The sequence below is a fragment of the Levilactobacillus zymae DSM 19395 genome (assembly GCF_001434115.1).
GTDB classification, from domain to species: Bacteria; Bacillota; Bacilli; order Lactobacillales; family Lactobacillaceae; genus Levilactobacillus; species Levilactobacillus zymae.
In genome coordinates, this window is the sequence record NZ_AZDW01000013.1 from 259593 (window position 1) to 285330 (window position 25738).

At 51.3% G+C, this 25738-nt stretch carries 32 protein-coding genes and 3 pseudogenes; 11 read left to right on the top strand and 24 right to left on the bottom strand.

Features of this window, described 5'->3' with window-relative positions; translation table 11 throughout:
* Window positions 1-78: 78 nt before the first annotated feature.
* The 7 genes from FD38_RS02825 to FD38_RS02855 all read right to left on the bottom strand — a co-directional run bounded on the left by FD38_RS02825 (window position 79) and on the right by FD38_RS02855 (window position 5791).
* Window positions 79-774 (bottom strand): DUF3658 domain-containing protein, encoded by a 696-nt coding sequence (locus tag FD38_RS02825; RefSeq protein WP_057730934.1) that lies wholly within the window; start codon window positions 772-774, stop codon window positions 79-81.
* Between the two features lie 297 nt (window positions 775-1071).
* Window positions 1072-1539, bottom strand: a complete 468-nt coding sequence (locus FD38_RS02830) for a flavodoxin family protein (protein ID WP_057730935.1) — start codon at window positions 1537-1539, stop codon at window positions 1072-1074.
* 38 nt (window positions 1540-1577) lie between these two features.
* Window positions 1578-2417 carry an SDR family oxidoreductase gene (locus FD38_RS02835; protein WP_057730937.1) on the bottom strand — a complete coding sequence of 280 codons (840 nt, stop codon included), beginning with the start codon at window positions 2415-2417 and terminating at the stop codon, window positions 1578-1580.
* A gap of 113 nt (window positions 2418-2530) precedes the next feature.
* A complete protein-coding gene (locus FD38_RS02840; RefSeq protein WP_057730939.1) occupies window positions 2531-2902 on the bottom strand; it encodes a nuclear transport factor 2 family protein in 372 nt (123 codons plus the stop codon).
* Window positions 2903-2997: 95 nt separating this feature from the next.
* Window positions 2998-3879 carry a LysR family transcriptional regulator gene (locus FD38_RS02845; protein ID WP_057730941.1) on the bottom strand — a complete coding sequence of 294 codons (882 nt, stop codon included), beginning with the start codon at window positions 3877-3879 and terminating at the stop codon, window positions 2998-3000.
* A gap of 262 nt (window positions 3880-4141) precedes the next feature.
* Window positions 4142-4738 carry an NAD(P)H-binding protein gene (locus FD38_RS02850; protein WP_057730942.1) on the bottom strand — a complete coding sequence of 199 codons (597 nt, stop codon included), beginning with the start codon at window positions 4736-4738 and terminating at the stop codon, window positions 4142-4144.
* A 15-nt stretch (window positions 4739-4753) separates the two neighbouring features.
* Window positions 4754-5791, bottom strand: coding sequence for a zinc-dependent alcohol dehydrogenase family protein (locus FD38_RS02855; protein WP_057730944.1), 1038 nt, complete (start codon window positions 5789-5791; stop codon window positions 4754-4756).
* Window positions 5792-5995: 204 nt separating this feature from the next.
* Here FD38_RS02855 and xerS point away from each other — a divergent pair, with 204 nt between their 5' ends.
* From xerS to FD38_RS02870, 4 genes are all read left to right on the top strand, one after another.
* Entirely contained in the window at window positions 5996-7060 is a 1065-nt protein-coding gene (gene xerS, locus FD38_RS02860) for a tyrosine recombinase XerS (RefSeq protein WP_057730946.1), read from the top strand.
* A gap of 30 nt (window positions 7061-7090) precedes the next feature.
* Window positions 7091-7255, top strand: a complete 165-nt coding sequence (locus FD38_RS12920; RefSeq protein ID WP_170218384.1) for a hypothetical protein — start codon at window positions 7091-7093, stop codon at window positions 7253-7255.
* Between the two features lie 64 nt (window positions 7256-7319).
* Window positions 7320-7811, top strand: a complete 492-nt coding sequence (locus FD38_RS02865; protein WP_057730948.1) for a GNAT family N-acetyltransferase — start codon at window positions 7320-7322, stop codon at window positions 7809-7811.
* Window positions 7812-7823: 12 nt separating this feature from the next.
* A complete protein-coding gene (locus FD38_RS02870) occupies window positions 7824-8057 on the top strand; it encodes a plasmid mobilization protein (RefSeq protein WP_057730950.1) in 234 nt (77 codons plus the stop codon).
* Between the two features lie 73 nt (window positions 8058-8130).
* On the opposite strand, the gene FD38_RS12740 is transcribed toward FD38_RS02870, so the two are convergent.
* On the bottom strand, window positions 8131-8307 hold the full coding sequence (locus tag FD38_RS12740) for a hypothetical protein (protein WP_157058825.1): 177 nt from the start codon (window positions 8305-8307) through the stop codon (window positions 8131-8133).
* A 153-nt stretch (window positions 8308-8460) separates the two neighbouring features.
* Here FD38_RS12740 and FD38_RS02875 point away from each other — a divergent pair, with 153 nt between their 5' ends.
* Window positions 8461-9750: a replication-associated recombination protein A gene (locus tag FD38_RS02875; RefSeq protein WP_057730952.1), complete on the top strand. Its 1290-nt coding sequence runs from the start codon at window positions 8461-8463 to the stop codon at window positions 9748-9750.
* 192 nt (window positions 9751-9942) lie between these two features.
* Here FD38_RS02875 and FD38_RS02880 read toward each other — a convergent pair whose 3' ends face one another.
* From FD38_RS02880 to FD38_RS02905, 6 genes are all read right to left on the bottom strand, one after another.
* Window positions 9943-10797 (bottom strand): aldo/keto reductase, encoded by an 855-nt coding sequence (locus FD38_RS02880; protein ID WP_057730953.1) that lies wholly within the window; start codon window positions 10795-10797, stop codon window positions 9943-9945.
* Between the two features lie 17 nt (window positions 10798-10814).
* Window positions 10815-11417 (bottom strand): NAD(P)H-binding protein, encoded by a 603-nt coding sequence (locus tag FD38_RS02885; protein ID WP_057730955.1) that lies wholly within the window; start codon window positions 11415-11417, stop codon window positions 10815-10817.
* Window position 11418: 1 nt separating this feature from the next.
* Window positions 11419-11859 (bottom strand): nuclear transport factor 2 family protein, encoded by a 441-nt coding sequence (locus FD38_RS02890; protein WP_225430751.1) that lies wholly within the window; start codon window positions 11857-11859, stop codon window positions 11419-11421.
* 123 nt (window positions 11860-11982) lie between these two features.
* Window positions 11983-13437 (bottom strand): MFS transporter, encoded by a 1455-nt coding sequence (locus tag FD38_RS02895; protein WP_057730958.1) that lies wholly within the window; start codon window positions 13435-13437, stop codon window positions 11983-11985.
* Window positions 13438-13450: 13 nt separating this feature from the next.
* Window positions 13451-13828 (bottom strand): nuclear transport factor 2 family protein, encoded by a 378-nt coding sequence (locus FD38_RS02900; RefSeq protein ID WP_057730960.1) that lies wholly within the window; start codon window positions 13826-13828, stop codon window positions 13451-13453.
* Between the two features lie 180 nt (window positions 13829-14008).
* Window positions 14009-14593 (bottom strand): TetR/AcrR family transcriptional regulator, encoded by a 585-nt coding sequence (locus FD38_RS02905; RefSeq protein ID WP_045806506.1) that lies wholly within the window; start codon window positions 14591-14593, stop codon window positions 14009-14011.
* Window positions 14594-14818: 225 nt separating this feature from the next.
* Between FD38_RS02905 and FD38_RS02910 the strand changes: the two are divergent.
* Window positions 14819-15072, top strand: a pseudogene (locus FD38_RS02910) (type II toxin-antitoxin system Phd/YefM family antitoxin).
* A 1-nt stretch (window position 15073) separates the two neighbouring features.
* Window positions 15074-15331 (top strand): annotated as a pseudogene (locus FD38_RS12520) (Txe/YoeB family addiction module toxin).
* 112 nt (window positions 15332-15443) lie between these two features.
* On the opposite strand, the gene FD38_RS02915 reads toward FD38_RS12520, so the two are convergent.
* Window positions 15444-16226: an NmrA family NAD(P)-binding protein gene (locus FD38_RS02915; protein ID WP_057730962.1), complete on the bottom strand. Its 783-nt coding sequence runs from the start codon at window positions 16224-16226 to the stop codon at window positions 15444-15446.
* Window positions 16227-16402: 176 nt separating this feature from the next.
* On the opposite strand from FD38_RS02915, the gene FD38_RS02920 reads away from it, so the two are divergent.
* Window positions 16403-16957, top strand: a complete 555-nt coding sequence (locus tag FD38_RS02920; RefSeq protein ID WP_057730963.1) for a TetR/AcrR family transcriptional regulator C-terminal domain-containing protein — start codon at window positions 16403-16405, stop codon at window positions 16955-16957.
* Window positions 16958-17078: 121 nt separating this feature from the next.
* Here the strand turns inward: FD38_RS02920 and FD38_RS12525 are convergent, their stop codons facing one another.
* From FD38_RS12525 to FD38_RS02940, 4 genes are all read right to left on the bottom strand, one after another.
* Window positions 17079-18491, bottom strand: coding sequence for a serine hydrolase (locus FD38_RS12525; RefSeq protein WP_083485250.1), 1413 nt, complete (start codon window positions 18489-18491; stop codon window positions 17079-17081).
* 154 nt (window positions 18492-18645) lie between these two features.
* On the bottom strand, window positions 18646-18774 hold the full coding sequence (locus FD38_RS13070; RefSeq protein WP_057730965.1) for a hypothetical protein: 129 nt from the start codon (window positions 18772-18774) through the stop codon (window positions 18646-18648).
* A 122-nt stretch (window positions 18775-18896) separates the two neighbouring features.
* Window positions 18897-21083, bottom strand: a complete 2187-nt coding sequence (locus FD38_RS02935) for a Tex family protein (protein ID WP_057730966.1) — start codon at window positions 21081-21083, stop codon at window positions 18897-18899.
* Window positions 21084-21198: 115 nt separating this feature from the next.
* Window positions 21199-21447 carry a type II toxin-antitoxin system Phd/YefM family antitoxin gene (locus tag FD38_RS02940; protein WP_057730968.1) on the bottom strand — a complete coding sequence of 83 codons (249 nt, stop codon included), beginning with the start codon at window positions 21445-21447 and terminating at the stop codon, window positions 21199-21201.
* Between the two features lie 170 nt (window positions 21448-21617).
* Between FD38_RS02940 and FD38_RS02945 the strand changes: the two genes are divergently transcribed.
* Entirely contained in the window at window positions 21618-22121 is a 504-nt protein-coding gene (locus FD38_RS02945; protein ID WP_057730969.1) for a prolyl-tRNA synthetase associated domain-containing protein, read from the top strand.
* A gap of 40 nt (window positions 22122-22161) precedes the next feature.
* On the opposite strand, the gene FD38_RS02950 is transcribed toward FD38_RS02945, so the two are convergent.
* Complete coding sequence (locus FD38_RS02950) at window positions 22162-22755, bottom strand: NAD(P)H-dependent oxidoreductase (RefSeq protein WP_057730971.1); 594 nt, start codon at window positions 22753-22755, stop codon at window positions 22162-22164.
* A 94-nt stretch (window positions 22756-22849) separates the two neighbouring features.
* Here FD38_RS02950 and FD38_RS13140 point away from each other — a divergent pair.
* A pseudogene (locus tag FD38_RS13140) lies at window positions 22850-23077 on the top strand (cyclic nucleotide-binding domain-containing protein); the annotation flags it as partial.
* 98 nt (window positions 23078-23175) lie between these two features.
* The gene (locus tag FD38_RS13000; RefSeq protein ID WP_057730972.1) at window positions 23176-23367 is read left to right on the top strand and encodes a cyclic nucleotide-binding domain-containing protein; all 192 of its coding nucleotides are present in this window, start codon (window positions 23176-23178) and stop codon (window positions 23365-23367) included.
* Between the two features lie 60 nt (window positions 23368-23427).
* On the opposite strand, the gene FD38_RS02960 is transcribed toward FD38_RS13000, so the two are convergent.
* From FD38_RS02960 to FD38_RS12530, 4 genes are all read right to left on the bottom strand, one after another.
* Window positions 23428-23829 (bottom strand): type II toxin-antitoxin system death-on-curing family toxin, encoded by a 402-nt coding sequence (locus tag FD38_RS02960; protein WP_057730974.1) that lies wholly within the window; start codon window positions 23827-23829, stop codon window positions 23428-23430.
* Entirely contained in the window at window positions 23826-24080 is a 255-nt protein-coding gene (locus FD38_RS02965) for a hypothetical protein (protein ID WP_057730975.1), read from the bottom strand. The genes FD38_RS02960 and FD38_RS02965 overlap by 4 nt, the downstream gene beginning before the upstream one ends.
* Window positions 24081-24459: 379 nt before the next feature.
* On the bottom strand, window positions 24460-24933 hold the full coding sequence (locus FD38_RS02970; protein ID WP_057730978.1) for a hypothetical protein: 474 nt from the start codon (window positions 24931-24933) through the stop codon (window positions 24460-24462).
* Window positions 24930-25559, bottom strand: coding sequence for a matrixin family metalloprotease (locus tag FD38_RS12530; protein WP_083485251.1), 630 nt, complete (start codon window positions 25557-25559; stop codon window positions 24930-24932). Before FD38_RS12530 ends, FD38_RS02970 begins: the two co-directional genes overlap by 4 nt.
* Window positions 25560-25738 lie beyond the last annotated feature (179 nt).

Consider the following 25738-nt stretch of genomic DNA (forward strand, 5'->3'; position numbering starts at 1 on the left):
CAATATAAACCCCGAATAAAAACCGATGGTCCCCTCACTTAGGGGGCCATCGGTTTACTGCAAATATTAAGCGATACCTTACCGCGACAATTGATCTAACCGATACAAATACCACCAGTCGGGCACCCCAATTGGGTACTGCCCCAACGTTTCGCCCACGATGCGAATTGGTGACCAATCTTGACCAGCTGGTTTTACCAACAGACCGTCATAGAAGGCTTCATCGACTCCGATGAGGTGGCCGTTGACCGTGGCTCTGACCGGCGCATTCTCTGCCAACAGATTCGCCCACACGTACTCGTAGACTTGGCGGTCGGCTAACGACACGTCCTTGGTCGTGGGCAAATATTGGGGAATCTCGTCAACGCCGATTTCACCGAGGTTTGCCCATTCTCGAAAGCCCAAGGTTTCGCCAATTTTTGGTGCCGTCATGGGTACCTTCACCTGAGATAATTGATTGAGGTGGCCCTTCAGTTGGTCACACAGCCAGTAAAAGCCGCTCAAATCATCGGGTGTTTCACTCCACCAGACGCGCAGCGGTTCTCCCGCCGCAATGGCCGCTTGAACGTCCTTAATTTTCTGGATGCTAACGTTAAAATAATCCGGGTTCGTCGGATCTTGGTCGTAGCGGGCCTTTAAGCTCCAAAAGGGTGCCTTAGCGTTTTCAAACCGATGCAAATCTCCCAGTTGAAGGTCTAAGGGCAAACCAATGACGGGTTGGTGCAGGGCTTGGACGAGATTATTAGCGAAACTTTCGTTAAACGTGATTTCCATGAAGTAACATCCTTTCAGGTCAGTGTACTGTTCCCATTATCGCGTAACCGGTTACACCTGACAAGCCTCATCTCGGGTCGCTACAACGGTTACTTGCCTTGCGGTTAAAACGATTAGCCAGTTTTTTGGTATTATTTTGGTTCCTGCGAACCGGCGCCTTCACCGTTATCATTGTGAATACGTGACCAGCTAAAAAACGCCCGCCATTCCACCGAATGGACGAGCGCTTTTCAAGCCTAAACAACTTTAATTAACAACGGATTTTCGGCATTTCATGAGCTCTGTTAACCCGGACACCTATCCCGTAACGGTTTGCACCCAAGCGGTTAACTGATCTGCGGATTGTCCGTGGACCTCTAGTCCGACCTTAACGGTGGCTTGTTTAACCAGGCCGGCAAAGTCCTGTTCATACTGCCCAGCGGTCCCCGCGTCGGTGTAAAACGGCGCGACGGTGCCCGTGTACGTGGCTAAGTCTTTCATTAGGCGCCGCACCGGTGTGGCAACCATTGAACTCCAAACGGGGCCACCAATCAGAATCGTAGTGTACGACTTAAAGTCGGGCAATGCGTTGGTTAACGGCGGTAGCTCTCCCGTGCGGAGCTGGTCCTTAGCGATGTCTGAGGTCGCAAACATATCGCTTGGGAAAGTCTGACTGGCGACGGTTAATTCAACGACGTCCGCAGCCATGGTATTCGCAATGGCCTGGGCCGCACGTTTGGTCGTGCCGGACCACGAATAATAAATAATCAGTGTTTTAGTTGCCATGCGCAATCTCTCCTCTTTAATGATTAGTTAGTGATGACTTAGTCGCCCACTGGGAAGTTCGTGGAGGCCGCTAAATCGGCTTCGGATTGGTATTCGGCTAAGCGTTCCTGTAACCGAGCGATGGTCTTTTCGCGGGCGTCAGAGCCCAGGACCATGTGTAATGGGGCCGGCGTCTGATCTACGCTTTCGATGATTCGAGCCGCCATCCTTTGCGGGTCGCCGGGGGCCAAGCCGTTAGCGGGGTCTAGCATGGCTAAGAAGGCGTGGGCGGGGTTATCGTCATAAGCGGGCATGAGGTTGGCCACTTGAGCACTGCCGTACCGGAATTCGGTCCGGGCGCCACCGGGTTCCACAATCGTCACACCAATGTTAAACGCGGCAACTTCCTGGGCAACGGATTCGCAGAAGCCTTCAATGCCAAACTTCGCGGCGTGGTACATCGAGTTACCCGGGTAGGCGACCTGACCACCGTACGAAGAAATTTGGATGATCCGGCCGTGATTTTGTGCCCGCATGTAAGGCAACACGGACCGAATCATTTGAATGGAGCCGGTGAGATCCGTGGCGATAATCTTGTCAACGTCTTGGTCGCCCAATTCTTCTGCGGCCCCAAATAACCCGTAGCCCGCGTTGTTGACCAGCACGTCGATGTTGTGCGTCGCGGCCAGTCGGTCCACTAAGCGGTGAATCGCGGGAACGTCCGTAACGTCTAAGGTTTCACAGATGAAGGTGTCAGGATAATCGTCGATGAGGTCTTGCACCTTGGTCGTGTTCCGAACGGTGCCAATCACCGTGTTGCCCGCTGCCAATAATTGGGTCGTCATTGAACGACCGAAACCACTGCTAACCCCCGTAATTAACCAAGTTTGTTTTGCCATACTATTTTCCTCCAATGTTGACTTCGAATTGATGTAACCAAGTTTAGGTCCTTAAAGTAACTTCAAGGCAAGCGTCTTTTTAAAGTTAACTCATTTAGGTCGGTTCACTAAGCCTAGTACGTGCTGGCGACCTGACTGGTAATCCGCCACTGCCCGGCCTGCTTACGGTAGGTCATCCGCATCTGTAACGGCCAGGTGTGTTCCCCACCACCCCAGATTTTCGCTTGGACCCGGTTCTGACCAACGAGGCTAGCTTGATTCCCGTCGATGTGGACGTCCTGGATGGCTTCTTCTTGCGAAGCAAGGTATTGCATCTCATCATTTTGAATCTGGTCAATCCACTCGAACTTGGGTTGAACGTAACCCGTCATGTGGGTTAAGGTCATCCCGTCTGCCAAAATTTCGTTTAACCGGCTGATGTTTTTTTGGACCATCGCCGTATTTTCATCGCGGTATAGTTGGATGATAACTTCTTTATCCGTCATATTGGTTCACGCTCCCGTTTAGATTACAAAGAGAATGATAACGAAATGATGCGTTAGGAGCTATTCCGAATTCGCCGGTGATAGATAAGTTCAGCTTATGCAAAATTTTGTTTCAATAATTCTGCAAAACTTTCGATATAGTACCCCGAATTATCGGCCTTCCAGTAGGCGTAGTACTGCTGTTTCAATTGCCGGCCGCCCTTAACCAAGGGAATCAGGTGAACGATATCGTGATCTAATTGGGTTTGGGTCCGCTGGTTGGTAATGAGATAGCCTTGGTTTGCCGCAATTAGCATTTGGGCGTCATCGTAGTTTTTCGCCTGAACAAAGTCCCCCTGCACCCCCAGAACTTCCCGGTAGTAGGCTTCTTCGGTGGCTGCCTGTTGGGCGTCCTCAACGATCAAAATACACGGCAGATCCGCCAGGTCCTTACTCTCAATCTGATCGGTGGCCACGGGTAGGCCTTGGTTGACCGCCACCATAAAGGGACTGGCCGTCAAAAATTCGTTTTGATACTCGTTGGACAAAGCCCGCCGTTGATCCGAAAAGTTCAGCTCAAGCTGGTCGGTCCTTAGCAACTCGTAGAGGCCCTCGTGGCCCCCACTCGTGATCTTGACTTTAACCTGGGGGAACGCCTTGGAAAATTGGGCCACCGTCTGCAGAAATTCGGCCGTACCAAAACTCCGTAGGTAGCCGACGCGTAATTCGACGGTGTCCGGCTGGGCCACCTTGACCGTTTGGCTGACGAGTTGGTCGACGTCGGCTAAGATAGTTTGACTATGCGTGTAGAAGTACTGCCCCGCTGCCGTGACGTCAAAGCTGCGCCCCCGGCGATCTAAGAGTTTAACGCCTAAGCGACTCTCCAGTTCCTTCATTTGCTGGGAAATGGCGGATTGCGAAATATGACAATCGACCGCTGCCTGCGTAAAACTGTGATTTTTAACAATGGCGATAAAGTATTGCATCTGTTGGAACATGGGCTACACCTCAAGTTAGTTTTTCTTAATTATAGCAACCTTTTAACGGGTTGCGTTTTTTAGCTACCTGAAGGACGCCCAGTGAGCAGCTAGCGTCCGTAATCCATCCCCTTCTTTGGACATTAGCGGGTTTACAAGCTGGTTTACAGCCCTTCTTAGGAATGCAAAAGGCCCGGTTTCCCGGGCCTTTCTCAGCTTTTAGTGCTCTAGGTCTACATTGTTAGGAGCAGCATTAAACTCAACTAATGTGGGTCGTTACGGGCTATTTCGTATTCAACCCCACACTGTCGTGGGCGTAGTAGCCATCATCTGCGATGGCTCGTTTAACAAAGTCAGCAATGGAACTCACCGACACGTCATGGCCACCAAAGGGTTCGCCCTTGCGCGTGACTTCATAATTAACGGGACCGCTGGTAAACCAGCCCGGCCGAATTACGGTGTAGGTCAAGTCCGAGGATTCCACCACGTCAGCGGCTTCCCGGTACGGGTGTAAGACATCATTATGATTCAGGTTCCCGTTACTGCCAACGGAAGCTGGAATTTCGTTATAGATGCCCATTGACGTGATAAACAGCAAGCGTGAGACCTGGTTACGGTCCATCGCCGCAACAATCTTACGGGCAAATTGACCTAACGGACCGCTCAACGCGACAAAGACGGCATCTTGGTTGGCCAACGCCCGGTCTAAGTCGGCATCGTTGGTCACATCCCCGGCAATCACCGTTTCCCGGTCACTGGGTTGGAGCCGGCCGGTACTTCTGGCAAACAGGGTCAACTGGTCATCCGTTTCGTTCAAGAGGGTTTGGCACACGGCACCGCCAATGGTTCCCGTAGCCCCAATAATCAAGACTTTTTTCATCAGGTTAGCTCCTTTTTAATCACTAATCACTAACAACGACTTAATCGCCTGCCGGTGGTCCATGGCTTCATAAGCCGCTTGGACCTGATCCAGGGTGAAACGTTGCGTGAAGACCTTACCGGGATGGATGTCGCCCTTAAGGACGGCGTCTAATAAAATCTTCCGGTCGTCGGACGTCACGGAGGCAATGCCGCCTCGCAGCCCAACGTTTTTCCAGAACAAGTTGTTGGTGTTCATTTCTGGCTTCTGTGGGACCCCCACGCGCCCGACAACGGCTCCGGGACGGCCAACCTTAACGGCGGTATCGATAGACTGTTCCGTCCCCACACATTCGAGGACCGCATCGGCGCCAGCGCCGGTCAAGGCCATCACCTTGGCCACGGCTTCGTCCCCGCGTTCGGCGATAATGTCCGTGGCGCCAAATTCCTTGGCTAACTGTTGCCGGTCGGCGTGGCGACTCATCGCAATGATGCGCTTGGCACCCAACAGCTTCGCCGCAATCACGCCACACAGGCCCACGGCCCCATCACCCAGTACAACAACGGTGTCATCTTTTTTCACTTCGGCGCTGGCCGCGGCGTGGTAACCGGTCGCCATCACATCGGCGAGAGTTAAAAGGTTGTTTAACATTTCGTCGGAGTAATCGGCGGGTTGTCCGGGAATCTTGACGAGTGCCCAGTTGGCGTTGGTAAAGCGCAGATATTCACCCTGGTAGCCGCCGTTGCCGCCAGCTTCTTGGTTCAAACAATCACCGTCAAAGCCCGCCAGGCAAGCGGCACAGTGACCACAACCGTGGGTGAAGGGCGCAATCACAAAATCGCCGACTTGCACGTCCTTGACGTCCGTCCCCACGGCATCAACGATTCCGATGGCTTCGTGCCCGGTAGTTGAGCCGGCTTCACGTTGAGAAATGCCGCGGTACCACCACAAATCGGAGCCGCAGACACAGGCCCGCACAATCTTGATAATCGCATCCGTGGGCTTTTGAATTTCGGGTTTGGCATAATCCTTAACGACCATTTTGCCGGGTGCCAAAAACGTTGCTGCTTTCATTTTAAAATCTCCTTCATTGTTAGACTTAATTGATAGATCCTAGTTTACCCGCTCAACGCTCAGCCACCAATTCCAAATGAACGGGTCATTCATTAGTTTTACTTATGAAAGATTACCCCCAAGCTTCCAGAACCTTTGGTTGTCATTCCCGCCGGTTTCTTGGTATCATAAAGCCATTAGAACAAACGTTTGGAGGCCCGGTTCATGGAAAAACAACACTACTTAAAATTGATCGATGAAGAACTAGCCACCGCGCCCTGGTTCGTGCAAGAATACTACCAGGCCAAGGCCACGATTCCCCTGTCACCGGCCACGCTGTACCAGTACCTCACGGAGTTTCGCCGCTTCTTCACCTGGCTGATTCAAGAAGGCCTGACGCCGGCCAAACAACCGGCCGACATCCAACTCGACGTCCTGGCCCATTTAAAAAAGGAGACCGTGGAGTTATACAAATCCGCCCTGTTGAACCAGACCAAGGCCAACGGCGCTCCGGGGAGTCGGTCGCACCCGACCATCAACCGGTCGTTAAACGCCTTGTCGTCGCTGTTCAAGTACCTGACCGAAGACACGGAAGACGAGCACGGCGAGGCCTACTTCGACCGCAACGTGATGCATAAGATCGCCCTGGTGCGGACCAACGAGACCTACGCCACCCGGGCGGCCAACCTCAAGACCAAGCTGATGCTGGGCAATACCGACCACGACTACCTGGCCTTCATCGACGAGAAATACGAAGCCCAGCTGACCCCAACGCAAAAACGCTACTTTCGGCGCGACAAGGTCCGTGATTTAGCCATCAACGCCCTCTTACTGGGGAGTGGCCTGCGGGTCTCGGAAGCCGCCAACGCGGACTTGCGGCATTTAAACTTGAAGACTAGCACGATCGGCGTGATTCGTAAGGGCGGCCAACGCGATACGGTGCCGATCGCCCCCTGGACCATGCCCTACATCCAGGCTTATGTGGACCAACGCGCCGCTCTGTATCACGCGGCACCCGGGGACCGGGCGTTATTTTTGACCATCTACCGTGGTCAGGCATCACGCATGCAGGCCAACACCATCGAAAAAATGGTCGCCAAGTACTCGGCAGCTTTCAAGGTCCGCATCACGCCGCATAAGCTGCGGCACACGCTGGCCTCGAAGCTCTACCTGGCCACCAAAAACGAGCAACTCGTGGCCACCCAGCTGGGGCAAAATTCGACCAGTGCGACCGGGTTGTACACCCACATGATCGATGAGGAGCAGCGGGATGGGTTGAAGAAACTGTAGTTAACGACTCATTATGAAGGGGATAAAAGCATGCCAAAATTTGAAATTGGGGCTTTAGTTAAACTACCTAAGCCATACACCGGCGTCGTGGGGACCGTTATCAGCTACTACGCCGCCAAAGATCAATATCTTGTGCGTTTTGGAGCAAATCAACAATTATATTTCAAACCCAACGAGCTCACTCTCTGGAAATAAGACCCAATTTGTCTCTTCTTTGAGCAATCATTAATCCTGGGTTCCAAGAAAGGAGCCAGCCAGCATGTCAATCATTAAAATCCGGTATTCCGAACTACAAGATTTACCCCAACTATTTGCCATCGACCAAACCATTTGGAATACGACCAACAGCCCCGGACCCATCCGCCTTAAAAGTCTGGCAGCTTACGGCCAACATTACCCCGTGGGCAGTCAATTGGTCGCCGTGCGGGGCACTCAGGTCCTGGGGATGATCTCTTGGAACCCCCAGTCGCCCTACCCGTCAATGCACCGTACCTGGAATATCGGGATTGGCGTGGCCCAAGCCGCCCAACATCAGGGCGTCGGTAGCCAGCTAATGACCGCTTTGAAAACCGAAGCGCGCCGGCAAGGGATTCACCGCATCGAATTAAACGTCCTGGCCACCAACCTAAGTGCCCGTCAGTTCTACGCCCAACAGGGTTTTCAGGTTGAGGGACGGGCCAGAGATGCCTTTTATCTCAATGGGCACTACGTTGACGACTATAGTTTGGCTTGTTTGCTTGAACCGTTGTAAGGAAGGAACATAATGAAGGTAACTAAGACCAGAAATGTTTCGCTGGAATTCACCAATGATCAATACCAACGGATTAAAGCCATGGCTGATTTTCACGGTGTTACGGTGCCCACGTATCTGCGGACGGCTATTTTGGCCCGAACGGCGGACGATGCGGATTACCGCGATGCCATGACTAACTTAAAGCTAAGTCATGGTGAGACGGTTTCTCGGCTTCAGATTCGTCAGTGCTTAGGGTTAGAGTAACCGTAGGCCCAACTCGTCAAATATAAAGGTCGTCTGAATACTGATTTCAGGCGACCTTTTTTCTGTTTAGAACTTAGTTTGAGCGACGGGACAATTGCGGAGATACCGCTTTATCGGCCACCTTCTGCTGCTTAGTTTGTCTAGCCGCAACGGCTCGAACGAGTTGCTCATTTTGTTTTTCAAAACCCGCTTTGATCCCAGGGCCCTGTAATTCACGTTTCAAAAAATCATCAAATTTAACGTTAGCCATCTGACTACCTCACTTTAATGGTTACTATCATGGCGCCAGCTTGACCCCTCATTTTCCCCTACCCAAGCGAGCCAAAATCAAATTAAGACTGGCGGTTCGTGCTATGCTTATCCTATAACTTCACGGTTAAGACAACCAGAAAGGAGCCTTCAATTGGCCTTTAACACCCCTCTCGCCGACCAGCTACGGCCCCAATCATTGGACCAGATGGTGGGGCAACCCGCTCTTTTAGACCCCGGGCAGCCCCTGCGTCAAATCATTGACCAACACGTCAACATTCCGCTAATTCTCTGGGGTCCCCCGGGAACCGGCAAAACCAGCTTGGCCCGGCTCATTGCCGCCAACAACAAGTATCCGTTCGTCGCGTTTAACGCCTCGACCGAAAATAAGGCCAAGCTCACGGACGCCATCGCTGGGTACCCCCATCAGTCGTTCGTCTTGCTGATCGACGAGATTCACCGCATGACTAAAACGCTACAGGACTTTCTCCTGCCTCACCTGGAAAACGGTCACGTGATGCTGATCGGGTCCACGACCGAGAACCCCATCATGTCCATCGTTCCGGCCATTCGCTCCCGCTGTCAGATCTTTGAATTTCAACCGCTCGACGAGGCGGCTATTAAAACCACCCTGCAGCGGGCGGTCACCACGGTTTACCAGTGGGATGACGACCAGGTCGAAGCGTCCGCCCTCGACCTGATTGCCACCGCGGCCGACGGGGATCTCCGAGTGGCCTTAAACATCCTGGAGACCCTGCACGCCATCGACGGCACCAAGCTCACCGTGGCGGCCGTTCAACACTTTGCCCGGCAACAGCATTTCAGTTACGACCGCAAGGCGACGAAGCATTACGACTACCTGGCCGCCTACTCGGACTCGATGGCCGGCTCGGATACCGACGCCGCTCTGTACTACTTGGCGGTTCTCCTCAAAAACGATGACCTGCCCTCGGTGGTCCGCCGCTTACGCGAGATTCCCTACACCTATATCGGCCTGGCCAACCCGCAACAGGTCACCCAGATCGTGGTCGCTGCCAACCAGGCCGAAAAGGTGGGCATGCCCAAGGCCAAGTATCCGTTGATGTTTGCCACGATGCTGATGTGTATCTCGCCCAAGTCCGGGTCGTTTGATGAGACCTGGGAGCAGCTGGATCAAGATACCGAGCACCCGAACCTGCACCCGATGCCCCGTGGCCTGCGCGACATGCATTATAAACACTCCGAAGAAATCACGGGCGGCGGCTTGATCGACAGTCCGTTTCAGCAACCCCACCAGATTGCCCAACAAAACTACATGCCCCAGGGCCTCGAAGGTCGGCAATACTACCACCCTAAGGATAATCAGAACGAACGGAAGCTGGGCGCACAGTACTTCAAGCTTCACAAGTTTATCTATGGTAAGGATTATCGAGATCAAAACCGGAACAATTCCCCGAAATCCTGATAGTTGGCTGAATTAGTCGTGAGTTACCAGGTTAGTGACGGTTGACTAAACGAAAATTCAATCACAAAATACCTCTTTGCGTTTATTTAATGGTTACTAACCAATCAATAAACGTTAAGAGGTATTTTTTAGTGAGTAGAAGTGGGGTAACCGACTAATCTACCTAATGAGTGGGGTAACCGACTAATCTACCTAATAATTGAACTTGAAATTTCCCAATTGTTTCACCGCTTCAGGATCATGAGCATTACCGAATAAACTTTGCTTTTCGTCCAGTGCAGCCATACGTTGCATCTCAGCTGCGGTCAGTACGAAATCGTTGATTTGAGCGTTTTCCTGAATCCGCGCAGTGTGCACGGACTTAGGAATTACGACAATCTGACGTTGATTCAACCACTTTAAAATGACCTGACTGGTAGTTTTGCCGTGAGCCGTTGCGATGGCTTGAATTTCGGGATTGGTGAAGATGTTCCGTTGTCCCTCAGCAAACGGTCCCCAAGCTTCTGGAACAATATCGTGGTCCAGAAGCCATTGAACCCGTTGCGGTTGCTGATAAAACGGATGGAGTTCAATCTGATCAACAGCGGGCTTAATCTCGTTGTGCATCATCAAGTCTTGCACCCGATCATTTTCAAAGTTGGCAACCCCTAAGGCCTTCAGGCGGCCATCGTGGTAGGCTGCTTCCATGGCCCGCCATGAGCCATAAACGTCGCCCAATGGTTGATGAATCAAGTAGAGGTCCAGATAATCCAGCCCCAAGCGATCCAAGGACGCCTGAATAGCGGCCTTAGTAGCTTCTTCACCGGCATCTTGAATCCATAACTTAGTTGTCACAAAGATCTTATCACGCGGGATGCCACTTTCGCGAATGGCGGCGCCCACTGCACGTTCGTTGCCGTACGCGGCAGCCGTGTCAATTAGGCGATAACCTTGTTGTAGGGCCGTTAAAACGGCCTGTTTGCAGTCTTCGAAGTCGGGAATTTGGAAGACGCCAAATCCCAGTAAGGGCATTTTGAGACCATTGTTTAACGTGAGTTCATTTTTCATTGATTGTATCTCCTCTTCTATTCTGGTGTATTGATACCGACGCTGGCTTGGTTGTCTAGCGTTGAGTCGTTGATTAAACGAATCACGTAATCCGCGATGCTCTGACGCGAAACGTCGTGGCCGCCAAAGGGTTCTCCCTTTTGCGTAATTTCGTAATTGATGGGACCGTTAGTATACCAGCCGGGACGGATGATGGTGTAGTTTAAGGACGACTGTTCGATCCGGTCAGCCGCTTGCCGGAAAGACTTCAAAATGGGATTGTGGTATGGCTCCGGTGAATCGCCCAACCACGCCGGAATTTCTTGGTAAATGCCCATGGTGGTGATAAAAATTAGTCGGTGGACGTTGACCCGTTCCATGGACGCCACGATATGTGTGGCAAAGTTGGCCATATCACCACTCAGTGCCACAAAGACGAAGTCCTGGCCGGAAATGGCCTGATCTAGCTGCTTGTCATCTAAAGCACTGCCGGCGACTGCTGTTTCTCGCTTAGCGTCCAGCTTGAGTCGATTGGCCCGCCGGGAATAGAGGGTTAAATGGACGTCGGTTTGTGCCAACATCATTTTTCGCACGGCCCGGCCGATTGAACCGGTCGCCCCAATAATTAATCCATTTTGCATGTTAGTGAACCTCCTCCGTATGCCAGATAAAGTTGGAATTACGTTCGGCAATATACCACCGGCCATCAATTTTTTCGTAATGGTCTTGATAGCGCACTCCCTCGTTAGTCGTAACGGTTTGCCCGTGGTCGTTGGTCTTAACCAGGGTTACGTAATTGTAGGCAATCCCATCCGCATGGGTAGCGTCTTTAAAACTAACGGTTTGTTGACCACTCATGTGAAAGACAGCGGAATAGTCATCCATGGAAGAACTGAAGGCGTTTAGAATGGCCTCCCGTCCGTCTAGCGTAAACGTGACCTCACCATCATTGATGATATTAACGCGACCGTTCGGGGTGAACAGCTGGACCTGCTTGTCATTTTCCTTGGTGTCCGAGTAATTAGAAAATAAATCAACAAGTTCCTTCAAAGCTAACCGATCTGCGATTTCTTGAGTATTCATAATTTGTAACTTCCCTTCTTGATGACAATGTCATTATCTCGTGAATTGAGTTCTGAAAAAATGGTCAATGATTTTGATACCGGGACTTATGCCCCGCTTTTGATGGAAACGACGCTTATTGTTTTACCGAGGTTGTTTGGCGGGTTCTTTCCGGGTGAGGTTGATGAAAATGGCTAAAATGACGAGGACCAAGCCAATCCCCATAATCAGATGCAAACCGTTGAATAAAATGGTCCGTAATTGGGGTAACAGGGTTTGAGGTAAATGACGAGCTGAGCTGGCGTCGGTCAATTGGTTCATCATCCGCGTGGTGAGCCGACCGCCGACCTGACTAGCCGTGCTTAGACTCAAAACTGCCCCAAAAATGGCGGACATAAACGTCTGGCCCAAGGTTCTAAAAAGTAAGCCGAATGTGGTTGAGACGCTAATTAAGTCTTGCCGTACACCGTCTTGTAACGACACCTGCATGGGGGTAAAGGCCAGCCCCATTCCCAGGCCGTTAAAGCCCCCACTAACCAACAACCACCAATAAGGAGCGGATTGGGTCGCCAGTGTCATGGCGACTGCTGACAATAAAACGCTAAGACTGCCTAGCATGACGATGCGTTTGTAAGGAAGCTTCTCCATAAGGTGCGCCGTGTAGCGCGTTCCAATAAGCAGTAGCACGGAACCGGCAATTTGAGTCAGCCCCCCGTAAGTCGCGTTGGTTCCTAAGAGCCCTTGCGCCCACATTGGCGCGTAAACACTGTACCCGATGAAAAAGCCGTTAATTAAGAACATGATGACGTTCTGGGATTGAATCTGCCAGTTTTTTAGTAGTTCAATGGGCACTAAGGCGTGGGTTTGATGTTTTTCGACGTGATAGAAGACGCCCATGAGCACTAAACCGATGATGACCAACACCAGTGTTTGACCGATATTGGTCGCAATCGAGTCACTGGCGAATAGCAAGACGACCAAGGTCGCAATCAGTAGACCGGAGCCTAAGTAATCAAAGTGGTTTTGTGAGGCCGCACGCTTCCCTTCACGGTAGGAAAATTGTAAAAGGAGTAATGAAATAATCCCGATGGGTAGGTTAATGAAAAAGACCCAGTGCCACGAGAGCGTATCGACCAACCAACCCCCAATTAGTGGTCCCACAACGGTCGATAAGGTGTAAAATGCGGTCACCCATCCCAAAGCACGAGCCCGTTCAGCTGGATTGGCGTACAGATCGGCGTAGATGATGAACGGAATAGAGACCATCCCCCCGGCCCCAATCCCCATGAAGGCTCGGGCGACGATTAACATCAGCATGCTGGTGGACAAGCCGCCGACCAACGAACTAACAATAAAAAGAATCACTGAAATCTGAAAAGTTCGTTTGTTGCCAATCGCTTCACCGACGCGGCCCCATAAGACCGTGGTCACCGCCGTTCCCAGTAAAAAAATAGAGCTGATCCAACCAATGAGTCGAATTCCGTTAAGGTCGCTGGTAATGGCCGGTAAAGCCGTATTAACGATGGTGGCGTCTAAGCCCCCCATAAAGTTTGCAATGAGTAGCGCGATGGTCGCGATGGCCATTCTTCTTTTTGTCATATTTCCTCCTTAATTAATACATCGAAGCGTGGGCTTCAATAATTTGCCAGCCGTGTGGTCCCTTAACTAATGTGATTTGCGATTGTAGCGGCCAAGTGTTGCGGAACCCGTAAATGCGGGCATCTAGTTCGTTACGCACAATGACCTGAGCCTGATCACCCGTCACAGTAGCCTGAAACAAAACCTCCCGACTGCTAAAATAATGCATTCGGCCTAACCGAATCTGGCGTAACCACTCCGTCTTACTTTGAACTTGTCCCGTAATGTGAAAGAACTTGGCATTCGGGGCAATGACCTGGTCCAGTAACGCTAAATTCTTGGTGAGCATCCCTTGAACCTGCTGGTGAACTACCTGAGTGACCGCTCGTTCTTCATTAAGTTGTGTTGACATTTTCTGATAACCTCCGTGATTTGGTTGATGGCTTTATTATGCAAGGAACCCCACGGCAAAAAAATGGGCACTCTTTTTCAAAGCGAGACATATGCCACCCTTTTGAGGAATGTGACGCATAAAACTACCAAAAAACGGTGATTATCGAAAAAATTCGATAATCACCGTCTGAACGGCCATCTATTTAGTTAAATTCAAATACTGAGTTACCCCACCTTGCATCAATGCCGTGGCTGCCCGAATCACGTCGGCTAACGGTTCGACTCGCCCGTTGGCCACCCAAGTGGTGTAAACCTTTAACCCCGTCTGTTCCACAAAATTCAATAAAATTTGTTTTTGCCAGTCGGCTAATTGGTTAAATTCCGGGGATTGTCCCCAGGTTTTAGTCATCACATCATTGATCATTTGTTGCCGAATGCCCACGTAAGACCCCACCGTGCAAGTGGTAATTCGGTCGTAAGCCTCGCCTTGGCTGGCAGAATAGGTAAAAAAGGCTGCCACACTCTTGGCCAAATCACGTGGGTAGCGTAAATCAGCAATCTCGTCGAGGTAGGCCTTCGAGTACTGAGCCTGTAACTCACGAAGGAGATCGTCTAATGTCGGATAGTAACGGTAAAACGTCTTTTTATTAATCCGTGCTAACCGCGCGAGCTCGGTCACGGTAATTTTTGAATAATCTTTTTCACAAATGAGTTGTTTAAACGCGTCGTAAATACTGGTAATCGTGCGCTGGACGCGTAAATCCTGATAGTCATTAACCTGCATTCGATTGACCTCCTAATGAACTTGTCAGGTCAATTATATAGAACGAACGGCTTGAAGGCTAGTTGAGACTCGTTGCCTGCTGCCATTAAAGGATTGCAAGCATTCTACAAATCAGGAAGTCTCGAGGTTGCAGGTAGAGTTTTGGTTAGCCTATTATCAAGCTAAAAAGTTGTTTTTGGTTCGCATAGACTGTACAGTATAGCGTACAGAGTGGAGTGATTTCGAATGGACGCTGTTAACTACACAAATTTTCGGCAAAACCTCAAATCCTTTATGAAGACTCCGAACCACTGATTGTCACCACTAAAAAAGGAGAAGATGACGTCGTGGTTTTGTCTAAAGACGATTACGATGCAATGACCGAGACCATGCGCATTCTTTCGAACCAACCCCTAATGGACAAGATTAGGCGTGGGGAGGCCCAATTTGCCAAGGAGCAAGGCAAACAACATGCCCTCATAGACCCCGAGGATGACTGAGATGGGAATTTATTGGTCAGATGACGCTTGGCAAGATTACAGGTACTGGTAAGACCCGGGTGACAAGAAAAAAATTCGCAAAATCAATGCGCTGATTAAAGACATTACTCGTCACCTTTTTTCGGGACAAGGTAAGCCTGAACCCCTAAAACATGAGCTGACCGGCAAGTGGTCGCGGCGGATTACCGGCGAGCATCGGTTGATTTATCGGATCGAAGGTGGCACGTTGTATTTATACTCGGCTCGTGATTATTATTGATCACAATTTACTTACTTCAAAATGGTAAATAGCCAGTAAAGCGGTCGTTGAGAATCGCCTTACTGGCTATTTGTGCGATATCGATTTAAACCATCAGGATTCGTAGCGTTGATTAGAGAATCGTGCGGATAGCGTCCACCAGTGAATTCAATGGATGGCCGAGAACTGTCTCGAAGGTCGTTTGGGTGACTGCCGCTTCCCCATTGTCCCCGTGCTGAACGTACGCTTGCATGGCAGTTTCAAAGTTGGTGGCGGTGTACGGGGCTAACCAGGCCTGATAAGTGGCCGCATCGACCTGTTGAACGCTTAGTGGTTGCTCCGTGGCGGTGGCTAACGCGTGCGCAAGCTCCCGATGGGTAAAGGCATCCCGTCCCAGTTCCACGACCGCACCAAACTGAGGATTGGCAATCACCCGCGCGGCGGCCTCGGCGTATTCCTGACGGGTGGCGTAAGAGACTTTCCCCTGACTGAGGGTGTCGTAAACGCCCGTCGCCAAAGCGGCCTTGAAGGGATTCTTTTCCATTTCAAGGTACCAACTGTTTCGAAGGAAGGTATGCGGGATACCTGTCGCGGTAATCAGGGCCTCCGTTTGACGGTGGTTCTGTTCTAACCCGACCTTGGGATAGGCAATGCCGTTAATACTGGTATAGGCGATGAACCCAACATTAGCCTGTTGAGCCGCGGTGACCACGTTCGCCTGAAGTTCAGCCTGGGGCACCGAGATGAACAAGAGACGGTCCATCCCCGTCAGGGCCGTGACCAGACTGGCCGGTTCCGCGTAGTCTCCGCGACGGGCGATGACCCCCTTTTTCGCCAGTTTTTGGGCCGCTTGCGTGCTGCGGGCCAGCCCAAACAGTTGCGCTTGTGGGGCGAACTGTTTGAGATAATCGATCACATAAGTTCCCAGTTATCCGGTAGCGCCTGTAATAAAAATATTCATAAGACCAAGACCTCGTTTCTAATAGTTGAGGCCATTATGCCGCTGAGAAGACCAAGTCGCACCTGATAAAATTGACTATCCGTCAAGAAACTTTATAGAATACAGTAAATGACAAACAAGGAGGGGTTAATGTGGCACTGAAAACGCTCAGTCAGCGGGCCTTTGCAACGGCCCTAGAAGACCTTTTACGCACCATTCCCATGGAACGGATTCGGGTGACCCAGTTGGCCAAGCTGGCGGGGGCGACCCCGCAGGCTTTCTACTACCACTTTCGGGACAAATACGATTTGGCGGCCTGGATCTATCTTCAGGATTACGCTGCCGTCGAGGCGGACGAGCCGCAATCCTTTAGTCCCCAACAAATTGACCGCATGATGGCTCAGTTTGAAAAACGCAAGACCTTTTATCAACGGGCCTTCACCGATAAGTCGCAAAATTCCATTGAGGGGTACGTCAACCAGCATAGTTATTCAATGGCCCAAGCTGCCGTGGAACGGCTACAGGACGGTCCCCTGACCACGCAACAGAAGATGGCCATTCGGTACCATCAATACGGCGTCATGGGGCTGTTCAAAGATTGGATCTTTGAGCGTCTCGACATGAGTCGGTCCCAACTCGCCGAATTCCAATACCAACAGACCCCGGACTTCTTGAAACGGGCGTTATCACAGCAAAGTTTCACTTAAACGCTGAGCAAATTTTTTACGTTGTCATGATGGCGCAAGGAATTGAAAGATTTTTACAAGCCATAGTAAAAGGGCCACAACAGTTTTCCCTGCTGTGGCCCTTTTGCTAGTAATAACATTTTCAATAAACGATTTTCTGCACGTGCTCGGCGATTCGCGCGATCCGGGGGTAACCACTAAATCCGTGTTGACCGCGACCCCAGGTCAGAACGGCTAGTAAGTACCGTTGGCCGTTGGGCAGCGTCACGATGCCGGCGTCGCCATTGTTGTCGTTCAAGAACCCGACCTTATCCCGCACGACCGTCCCCTTGTCCGCTCTGGCCACCCCCGTGGGGATGCCGCGGCGATAGACCTGCCGTTTCATCAAACTCAAAATGAAGGCCCGGTCTTGTCGGTTGGTGAAGGCCTGCTGCCCCAGCTGGAGGTCCTTTAAGACCTTGACCAGGCTGTTCGCCGTGGTCCGCGAGGCGCGCGCCGCACTGAACGGGTGGCCGTAATAGCCCTGGGCCGCTACCCAATGGTTAATAGACGTTCGGCCGTGGCGTCGCAGGACGCTGACCGGGTAATCGTTGGCCGATTTAACGATCATCCGGGTCATCCCCGCCCGGTTCGCGCGGGTCCAGGAGAAGCGGTGGCGTTGTTTTAAGTGCATTAAATACGCGGCGATGTAGAGTTTATAGGTGCTGGCGGACGTGGTGACGTGACTGCCCCGGGCGTTAACGGCCAGTTTCCCCTGCCGATAGACCGCCGCGTGGGGCGCTTTAGCTGCACGACTGTCTTTGACGGGAGTGAGATTGTAAAAGGCGACCGCGGCGGTCCCATCCTTAGTCACCGAATTCAGGTATTTTTGGAGCTTGGCCTTAATGGCGGCTTGGTGGTGCGTCACGTTGTAGGCGGTCCCACGTTTCAAATCCGCTTGCCAGACCCAGCCGGTGGTCTTCCCGCTAGTGACGTGCAGGTAGGTATAGGCCTTCCCGGCTTGGTAATAGGTCCGGCGCTGAGTGACCCGGTAGGTCTTGTCCCGCTGCAAGCTTGCCCGGGCTTGCCAATGCATGGCCTGCCGCTGCCCGACCAACCGGTAAACCTTGCGAGTCGGCACCGGGGCGGCTTTAAACGACTTCACGGCCACGTAGTTTTGGGCCTTAACGGCCTGCGGCGCGGTCGTCTGGTAGGTGCGTCCCGGTTGAAGATTAGTGGCGGCCGTCCACCCTTGTACGCCATCTTGGGCGCTACTTATGTAGAGATACCGATTGGTCTGGCCGGTCGTGGTGGGCACGTCGGTTTGGGCCGTGGCCGTCCAGGTGGTGGGCGTGGTCCGGGCTAACGGGTGAGCAGCCGTCATCCCAGTCGCGGTCAGGTCGGCGAGTTGTCCGTCCTTTACGGCGTAATACGCGGTGGGCGGTAGCGGCGTGACCACACTAGCCGCCTTCGCCGGGGTGTTAGCGCTACCAATTAACGGTATTAACCCCAGGAGGACGCCTATGATGAGGGCCCCGCCGCTCCGCAGCCGGCACTTTCTCTGCTTGGTCTTCATAATTATTTCTCCTTTTTAGCTGGTCTAGCTGTTGCTAAATTCATTATACGTTATCCAGGCGCTAAAGAACATGCTGCCGGCAACTGCCGGTCCGAGAGTTCGCCAAAAAGGACCAGCCGTGCCCCGACTGGTCCTCCTGGAACTAATTTTAGCCCTACTTGTTGAAAATCTTGGGGCCCTTGCGCATGTTCTTGCGGTCGTTTTTGGCCGCAGTGTGTTGCGTGTTATGGCCGTTTTGCTTCTTCTTGGCAATGAGCGCCAACATTTTTTCTTTTTCCGTCATTCAATCTTCACCACTTTCTGGGTCGGTTGGCGGTCTTAGACGGCTAACGCTTGCGCCGCCCTAACGCCAAGGCTTTCTATTTTAACAGATTACTGGGAGTCATTGTCGGTTTAATGAAAAATTCAGGCCTGGGGCGCTTGCCGCATGGTCAATTGGATCCGCTGCCGCTGTTCGTCGACACTCATCACCCACACGGTTACCACATCCCCAATCGTGACCACCGTGCTGGGGTCACTGACGTAGTGGTCGGTCAGTTGCGAAATGTGGACCAGGCCGTCCTGCTTGACGCCGATGTCCACGAACGCCCCAAAGTCGACCACGTTGCGGACCGTCCCCTGGAGTTCCATTCCCGGTTGCAAGTCCGCCATGGTCAAGACGTCCTGCCGCAACAGCGGGGCCGGCATGCTATCCCGCAAGTCACGGCCGGGTTTACTGAGGCCGTCGCAGATGTCGGCCAGCGTCGCGGGTCCCACATCGAGTTGGGTGGCCCACTGCGCGCGGTTCAACTGCGCTAATTCTTGCTGCAACTTGGGCGTGCCGATGGCTTGGGGCGTCACGTGCAGGTCCGTTAAAAGTTGCCGGGCGACCGGGTAGCTTTCCGGGTGAATGTCCGTGTTGTCTAACGGGTCGCTCCCGGCAATGATCCGCAGAAAGCCCACCGCTTGTTGGTAGGCCTTGGGTCCCAAACGGGGGACCTTTTTCAAGGTTTGCCGGTTCTTGAAGGCCCCGTGGTCGTTACGGTAGGTCACGATGTTTTGCGCGGTGGTCGCCGTTAACCCGGAGATGTGGGTCAAAAGTTCCGGGCTGGCCGTGTTGACGTTGACGCCGACCTGGTTGACCGCCGTTTCCACCACCCGGTCCAGCTGTTCGTCGAGGGCCTTTTCGGGAACGTCGTGTTGGTACTGCCCCACCCCGATAGCCTTGGGGTCGACCTTGATCAACTCGGCTAAGGGGTCCTGCAGGCGCCGCCCGATGCTGACGGCCGAGCGTTCTTCGACGTGTAAGTCGGCGAATTCGGCCCGCGCGTTGGCACTGGCCGAATACACGGAGGCACCGGCTTCGTTAACAATCACGTAATAGACCGGGTGATCCAGGGTCTTAAGAATATCGCTGACAAACTCTTCAGATTCCCGGCTGGCGGTCCCGTTGCCGATGGCGATCATTTCGACGTGGTACTGGGCCAACAGGCGTTTGAACTCGGGACCGGCCGCGGCGCGTTGCTTGGCACTGGCGGGCTTGTGCGGGTAAATCACCTGCTTGGCCAAGAACCGGCCGTTGGCGTCCATGATGGCCAGTTTACAGCCGGTCCGGTACGCCGGGTCGAAGCCCATCACGACCTTGCCCTTCAGCGGCGCTTGCATCAACAGGTGGTATAAATTGTTGCCGAAGACCTGAATGGCGTGGGTATCGGCCGTGTCGGTCAGTTGGCGCCGTAGTTCGCGTTCGATGGCCGGCCCCAAGAACCGCTTGTAGGCGTCGGCAAACGCGGCCGTGATTTTAGCGACGGCCGGACCATGGTGTTGCCCGACTAACCGAAAATGTCCGTATTGTAAGATCGACGTGGGGTCCACGGCGATGCCGACCGTGAGGACCTTTTCGCGTTCCCCGCGGTTAAGCGCCAGGACCCGGTACGGCGGCAGTTGTTTTAACGGCTGGTGGAAGTCGTAGTAGGTGGCGTAGACCTGTTGCTCATCTTCGGCGTGCCGCTTGAGCTTGCTGGTCAGTTCGCCGTGTTGCCAGGTGTAGCGGCGGATCCATTCCCGAAAGGCGGCCTGCTCGCTAAACGTTTCGGCCAGGATCTCGTGGACCCCGGCCCAGACCGCGGCGACGTCCGGCAGGTCCTGATCCGCGTTTATGAACGTACGGGCCCGCTGGTCAAGCGCGCTTTGCGGAAAGGTCAGCAGCCATTGGGCCAAGGGTGTCAACCCGGCTTCACGGGCCACGGTGGCCTTAGTCCGGCGCTTTTGCTTATAGGGTAAGTACAAGTCCTCGACCTGTTGTAAGGCGGTCGCTTGGGTCAACTGCTGCTTAAGTTGCGGGGTGAGTTTCCCCTGCTCCGCAATCAACTTTAACACGTCTTGGCGGCGCTGGTTCAGTTTTTGAAGTCGGTGGGCCTCGTCTTCGATCTCACGAATGGCGACCTCGTCCAACGTCCCGGTGCGTTCCTTGCGGTAACGGGCGATAAACGGGACCGTATTGCCCTCATCGAGGAGGGTCAAGACGGCTTGAATCTGGTGTACGCGATATTGACTGAGTTGTTGGTGAACCGGTTGGGAAAGGTCCGCCAGCGTGGTAGTAGCTGTTGCCATAAATGCCTCCAATAATGCCGTTTTTAGTGACCCGCATTTGAGTCACACAATACCACTATCTTACCATAAGGGTTCGCCGGAACGCTGCTAATCAACCGCCACCTCACGCGGTTGGTTAACCAACGTCCTCCACGTTGGTAAATCCCGAATCATCCTTTTCACGGGCGTTTACCTTATCCAAAGTTCCCGTTTGGACCAAATAGAGGGTTTCTTGTAGCGCATCCCAATCACTTTTGGACACAATCACCGTATCTAAAGCTTCATCCTTTTGCTGAATGGTCACCGGCTTATGCTCCGTCGCCACCTGTTTAAGTAGGCGATAGAGATTCCTTCTAGCTCCGGTTGGCGTGTAGGCTTCTTGCAACTTAACCCCTCCTCGAATGTTTTGTACGCGTAACCCGTACACAAGCTCTTTGCCCCCGTGTTAGCATTTTGAATAATCGGTACTTTAAGACAGACATTGGTCCCTTCACAACTTAATTTTAAAAATTAGGTGCATAATAGTGAAAGAACAGTCCAAGGAGGTATTTACTAGTGAACAAATCCGCCATCTACGCCCTACTTAAGCAACGACATCTCTGGCACGAAATCACCGAACATCCGGCCGTCTATAACATGGCGGAGGTGACCGCCGTCAAACTGCCCTATCCGGAGGCCGAGGCTAAAAATCTCTTGGTTTGCGATGATCACCATCGGACCTACTATTTGTTAACGGTTAAGGGGGATCAGCGGGTGGACCTCAAGGCCTTTCGGCAACAATTTCACACGCGGCGCTTAACGTTTGCGTCGGCGCAAGACTTAAAGGTTCGATTGGGTGTCATTCCCGGGGCGGTCACCCCACTGGGTCTCTTAAACGACGATTCGCGACGCATTAACTTTTTCATCGATCAAGCCTTCCTGGCCGCGCCGGGGCTCATTGGCGTGCACCCCAACGACAACACGGCCACAGTCTGTTTAAAAACAACCGACCTATTAGCGCTGATTCGCCAACATGGTAACCCTGTGACTGCGGTCAACTTTTCGGCACTAATCAAATAAACGGGTTCCCCACACTGGGACCCGTTTAAGAAAAAGTCGCTTATTTCAGTTTAAAATTAGCCAGTAATTGCTGCCGTTCGGCTAACGATTTTTTCTCGACCTGGGCGAAGTTCTGCCACCGCACGTGCCACAGCCGGGTCTTATAAAACGTTCCGCGCCGGAGTGCCTTGATCAACGGGGCACCGAACACCCAGCGGTACGCCCAATTCGGCGTACTCATGGTGGTAATGATCCGAATCTGGGGATGCTTGACCAGTTTCGTTTCCATCGACGGGGCCGCGTAGAGTTGCCCCTTGGCGTAGACCTTATCCAAAAAGCCCTTGGTCATCGCTGGCATGACCTCCCACCAGACCGGAAACATGAAGATAATCTGGTCGGCTGCTAATAGGCGCCGCTGATAATCGACCACCTGGTCGTTGACCGGCTTACCCTGACGCCAACGGCCCAGTTCGGCCGCTGACATCACCGGGTCAAAGTGGTCGGCGTGCAGGTCGATCAGGTCGACTTCTTGGTGTTGCGCCGCGAGTTGTTGGGTGACCTGGCGGGCCAACGCCGCGAGGAAGGCCCGGTGGTGGGGCACGTTTTCGCTGGCCGTTGCCGTGTAGGGATGGTCGAAGATAATCACTGTTTTCATAGTTAAAAGCCCTCTTTATCGAATTTGATGGCTTTAGTTTACCCGCGGGCCCCCGGTCACGCATTAACAAATGTTAAGGGATGGAGTGAAAACCATGGCAATTGAATTACCCGCCTATTTACGGGCCCAGTTTCCGGAGTTAGCGGCACACTGGACCAGCGTCCAATCTAAATTTAAAACGGCGTCAATCCCCGCCCAGACCACCTTACTGGCGGCCGGTGACGTGGCCACCAACCTCTATTTGATCGTTCAGGGCAGCCTACGCATGTGGCGGACCACCGCCAGCGGCCGGGACATCACGTTTCAGTTTTTCTTCGAGAACCAACCCGTCGCGTCGTTTGAAAGCTTCTACCTGCAGCGCTCCGGCAAGCCTACCCGGAATTCGAAACCAGCCTCAATCGGTGGTTGTGCGAGCGGTTCATGGCCTACCGTCAACGGGTCTACACCCAGCTGCAAAGTACCCCGACCGGGCGCTATCAGGCCTTGGTCGCCGACAATCCCGAGGTGCTCGACCGGGTGCCGCTCCACGAGATTGCGACCTACCTTGGGATGACGCCCGTGTCGTTGAGCCGGATTCGCTCCCGGTTGAGTCGGGAAACGCCACCAGAATAAATTTAAACACGCTACCCTGACGGTTTCGAAACCGTCAGGGTAGCGTGCTTAACTTAGTTTCTAATTTTTATGATTGACACAATGCTTTTTTAACCATTCCGCGAGGGTTAACATAATTTCTTCATTATCAGGACTGTTGGTCACGCTTAGAATCAAACTTTCCCCCTCATCGCTGGTAAACGAGAGGCGATAACCGTTAACTTTTAAAAAGGTCAATCCCGCTAGTAACGCCGTTCGTTTATTACCATCCTGGAAAATATGCTTCTTCGTAATTTTCTGGATAATGAATGCCGCTTTGATCCAGATATTAGGATAGAGGACGCGGCCAAACAGAACTTGGCCAGGTTGCTCAACCACAATATCCAATCCTTGAGGATACTGGACACCAACGACCGAACTATTGGCCTTGCGTAAAACCAGTTGATTAATGCTAATGTATTCTTCTCGCGTTAAGTAAATCATAGATCTTCCAACCGTTTCATCAAGTCAGCGTGTTCATCAAATAATTCGTTAGCGGCTTCTAAAATATTAGGACGAGTCGTTTTAACCTTTTTAAAGGTAATGGACTGACCATCTGGCGAAACTACTTTTTCGAATTTTGTCTGGTCATCCACGTCTAGAAACTCCCGATCCTTTTTAGACACCCGAAAAGCATAAGAATTTCCATTTTTAAATAATTTAACTTCTTGAGTGAGGTCGTCAGGATTAATCATGAGAAATCCCACCTTTCTTCGTGTGTACATATTATAACAAAATACAGACGAAGTCTATCGAAACATCCTTTATTTTATGAACTAGTAGAATTATTCACTAGTCTCGATCACTTTATTGGAAAAATAAACGGACCTCGTCAGTCGAGACCCGTTAGAAAATCAATTGGTTTAAAATGAAATTGACTAGAAATTATTGTCGCTTAGTCAACGATATTTTCTTCACCTGTGCGAAATCTTGCCACTAAACACGCTATATTAACGGGCTTCAAAGTGGTGATACTTCGGGAGTACTTAACTGAACGCCGTTACACATCTACTTATGGAAATGTCTATGTTGCTAAGCAGAATTCAGTCATAGTTGGACGAGAAAATTTTGAAGTTATTTAACGCGTAAATAAAGTTCAGTTAGCCGGTTAGGTTGAGCAATAGTAATATGGTTTTTTGATACTACATGAATCGTAAGGTTAAGCACTTTAGAATACACGTTTAACCTATCACGTCCTGTATATATAGCGCTACCTTTAATTTGGTATTTCTTTTTTGATAACTGCTTATATTTTATATGTGTATACGGCGCCGCAACACCGACGTAATTAATCTTTTTATGCTTATTAAGCATTACGGAAATCTGACTAGCAAAGGAATTCGTTAAATAGAATCGAGATTCTCTATATCCAGTAAAGTGCTTTCTTTTAGAATCGTCATAGTTTTTAAAAGCCCCACCATCCCATTTACCCCTGAGAGTTTTGGGAACGCCCTTGTGCCAGGTCGCGGCTTGAGCAATGTTAGGAACACAAAAGACAATGGACCACATAATGGCTAAAGCCATGATTATTTTTAGTGATTTTTTCATTTGATTGGTAACCCCTTATAAATAATCTTAAGACCTGCAATATCAGATTTTGATAATTTTGATGCCCGCCAGTAATTCATAACTGAATCGGGATCACTAAAATTATGAGCCAGGCCTAATGCATGTCCGGTTTCATGAACGGCGACTTGACGCGAGTAAGACGGATGAGCTCGATTCATGGCGGCGATATAAGGATCATGGGTTACGGTAGTTCCTTTGTAGTCAATGTGGGTATTAATATTACCGGGGCCACCATGACCAGAAGCATCCAAACCATTTTCCTTCTTTTCATTGGTGTACATTCCAAAACGTAAAACTTGATGACGACCTGTTTGAGATGGTTTCATAGATGCTGGCTTAGGTTTTAAGTACACAACTTTAGTGCGATTAAAATCTTTGATTGCATATCTGAAAGCTGATTTGGCCTTAGCTGGCATTTGTGAATCAAAGTAGTAATAGTATGTACGATTAAAATGATTTTTGGAATATAACGGAGTAGTTGGTATTGTGCCTAATTTGAAGGGTTTAATTGAAAAACTATAGTCTGCTTTTGCCGATATGTTGTCGAATTGACAAAATAGTCCTAGCACTAGTATCCCTAAACCAAAGGCGTACTTTTTTAACAAATAAATCACTCCCTATTGATATTAAGATCCCTATATAGTAAATTTTATCACATATTCTATTGGTTTAGACCTACACTGTAACCTAAAGTAGTCGATTTATTACTGCGAATATAAGGTTATTGAAGCCAATAAGCTCGAAAAATTTAGTGAATTAGATATAGTGAGCTTCAAGGCTATTT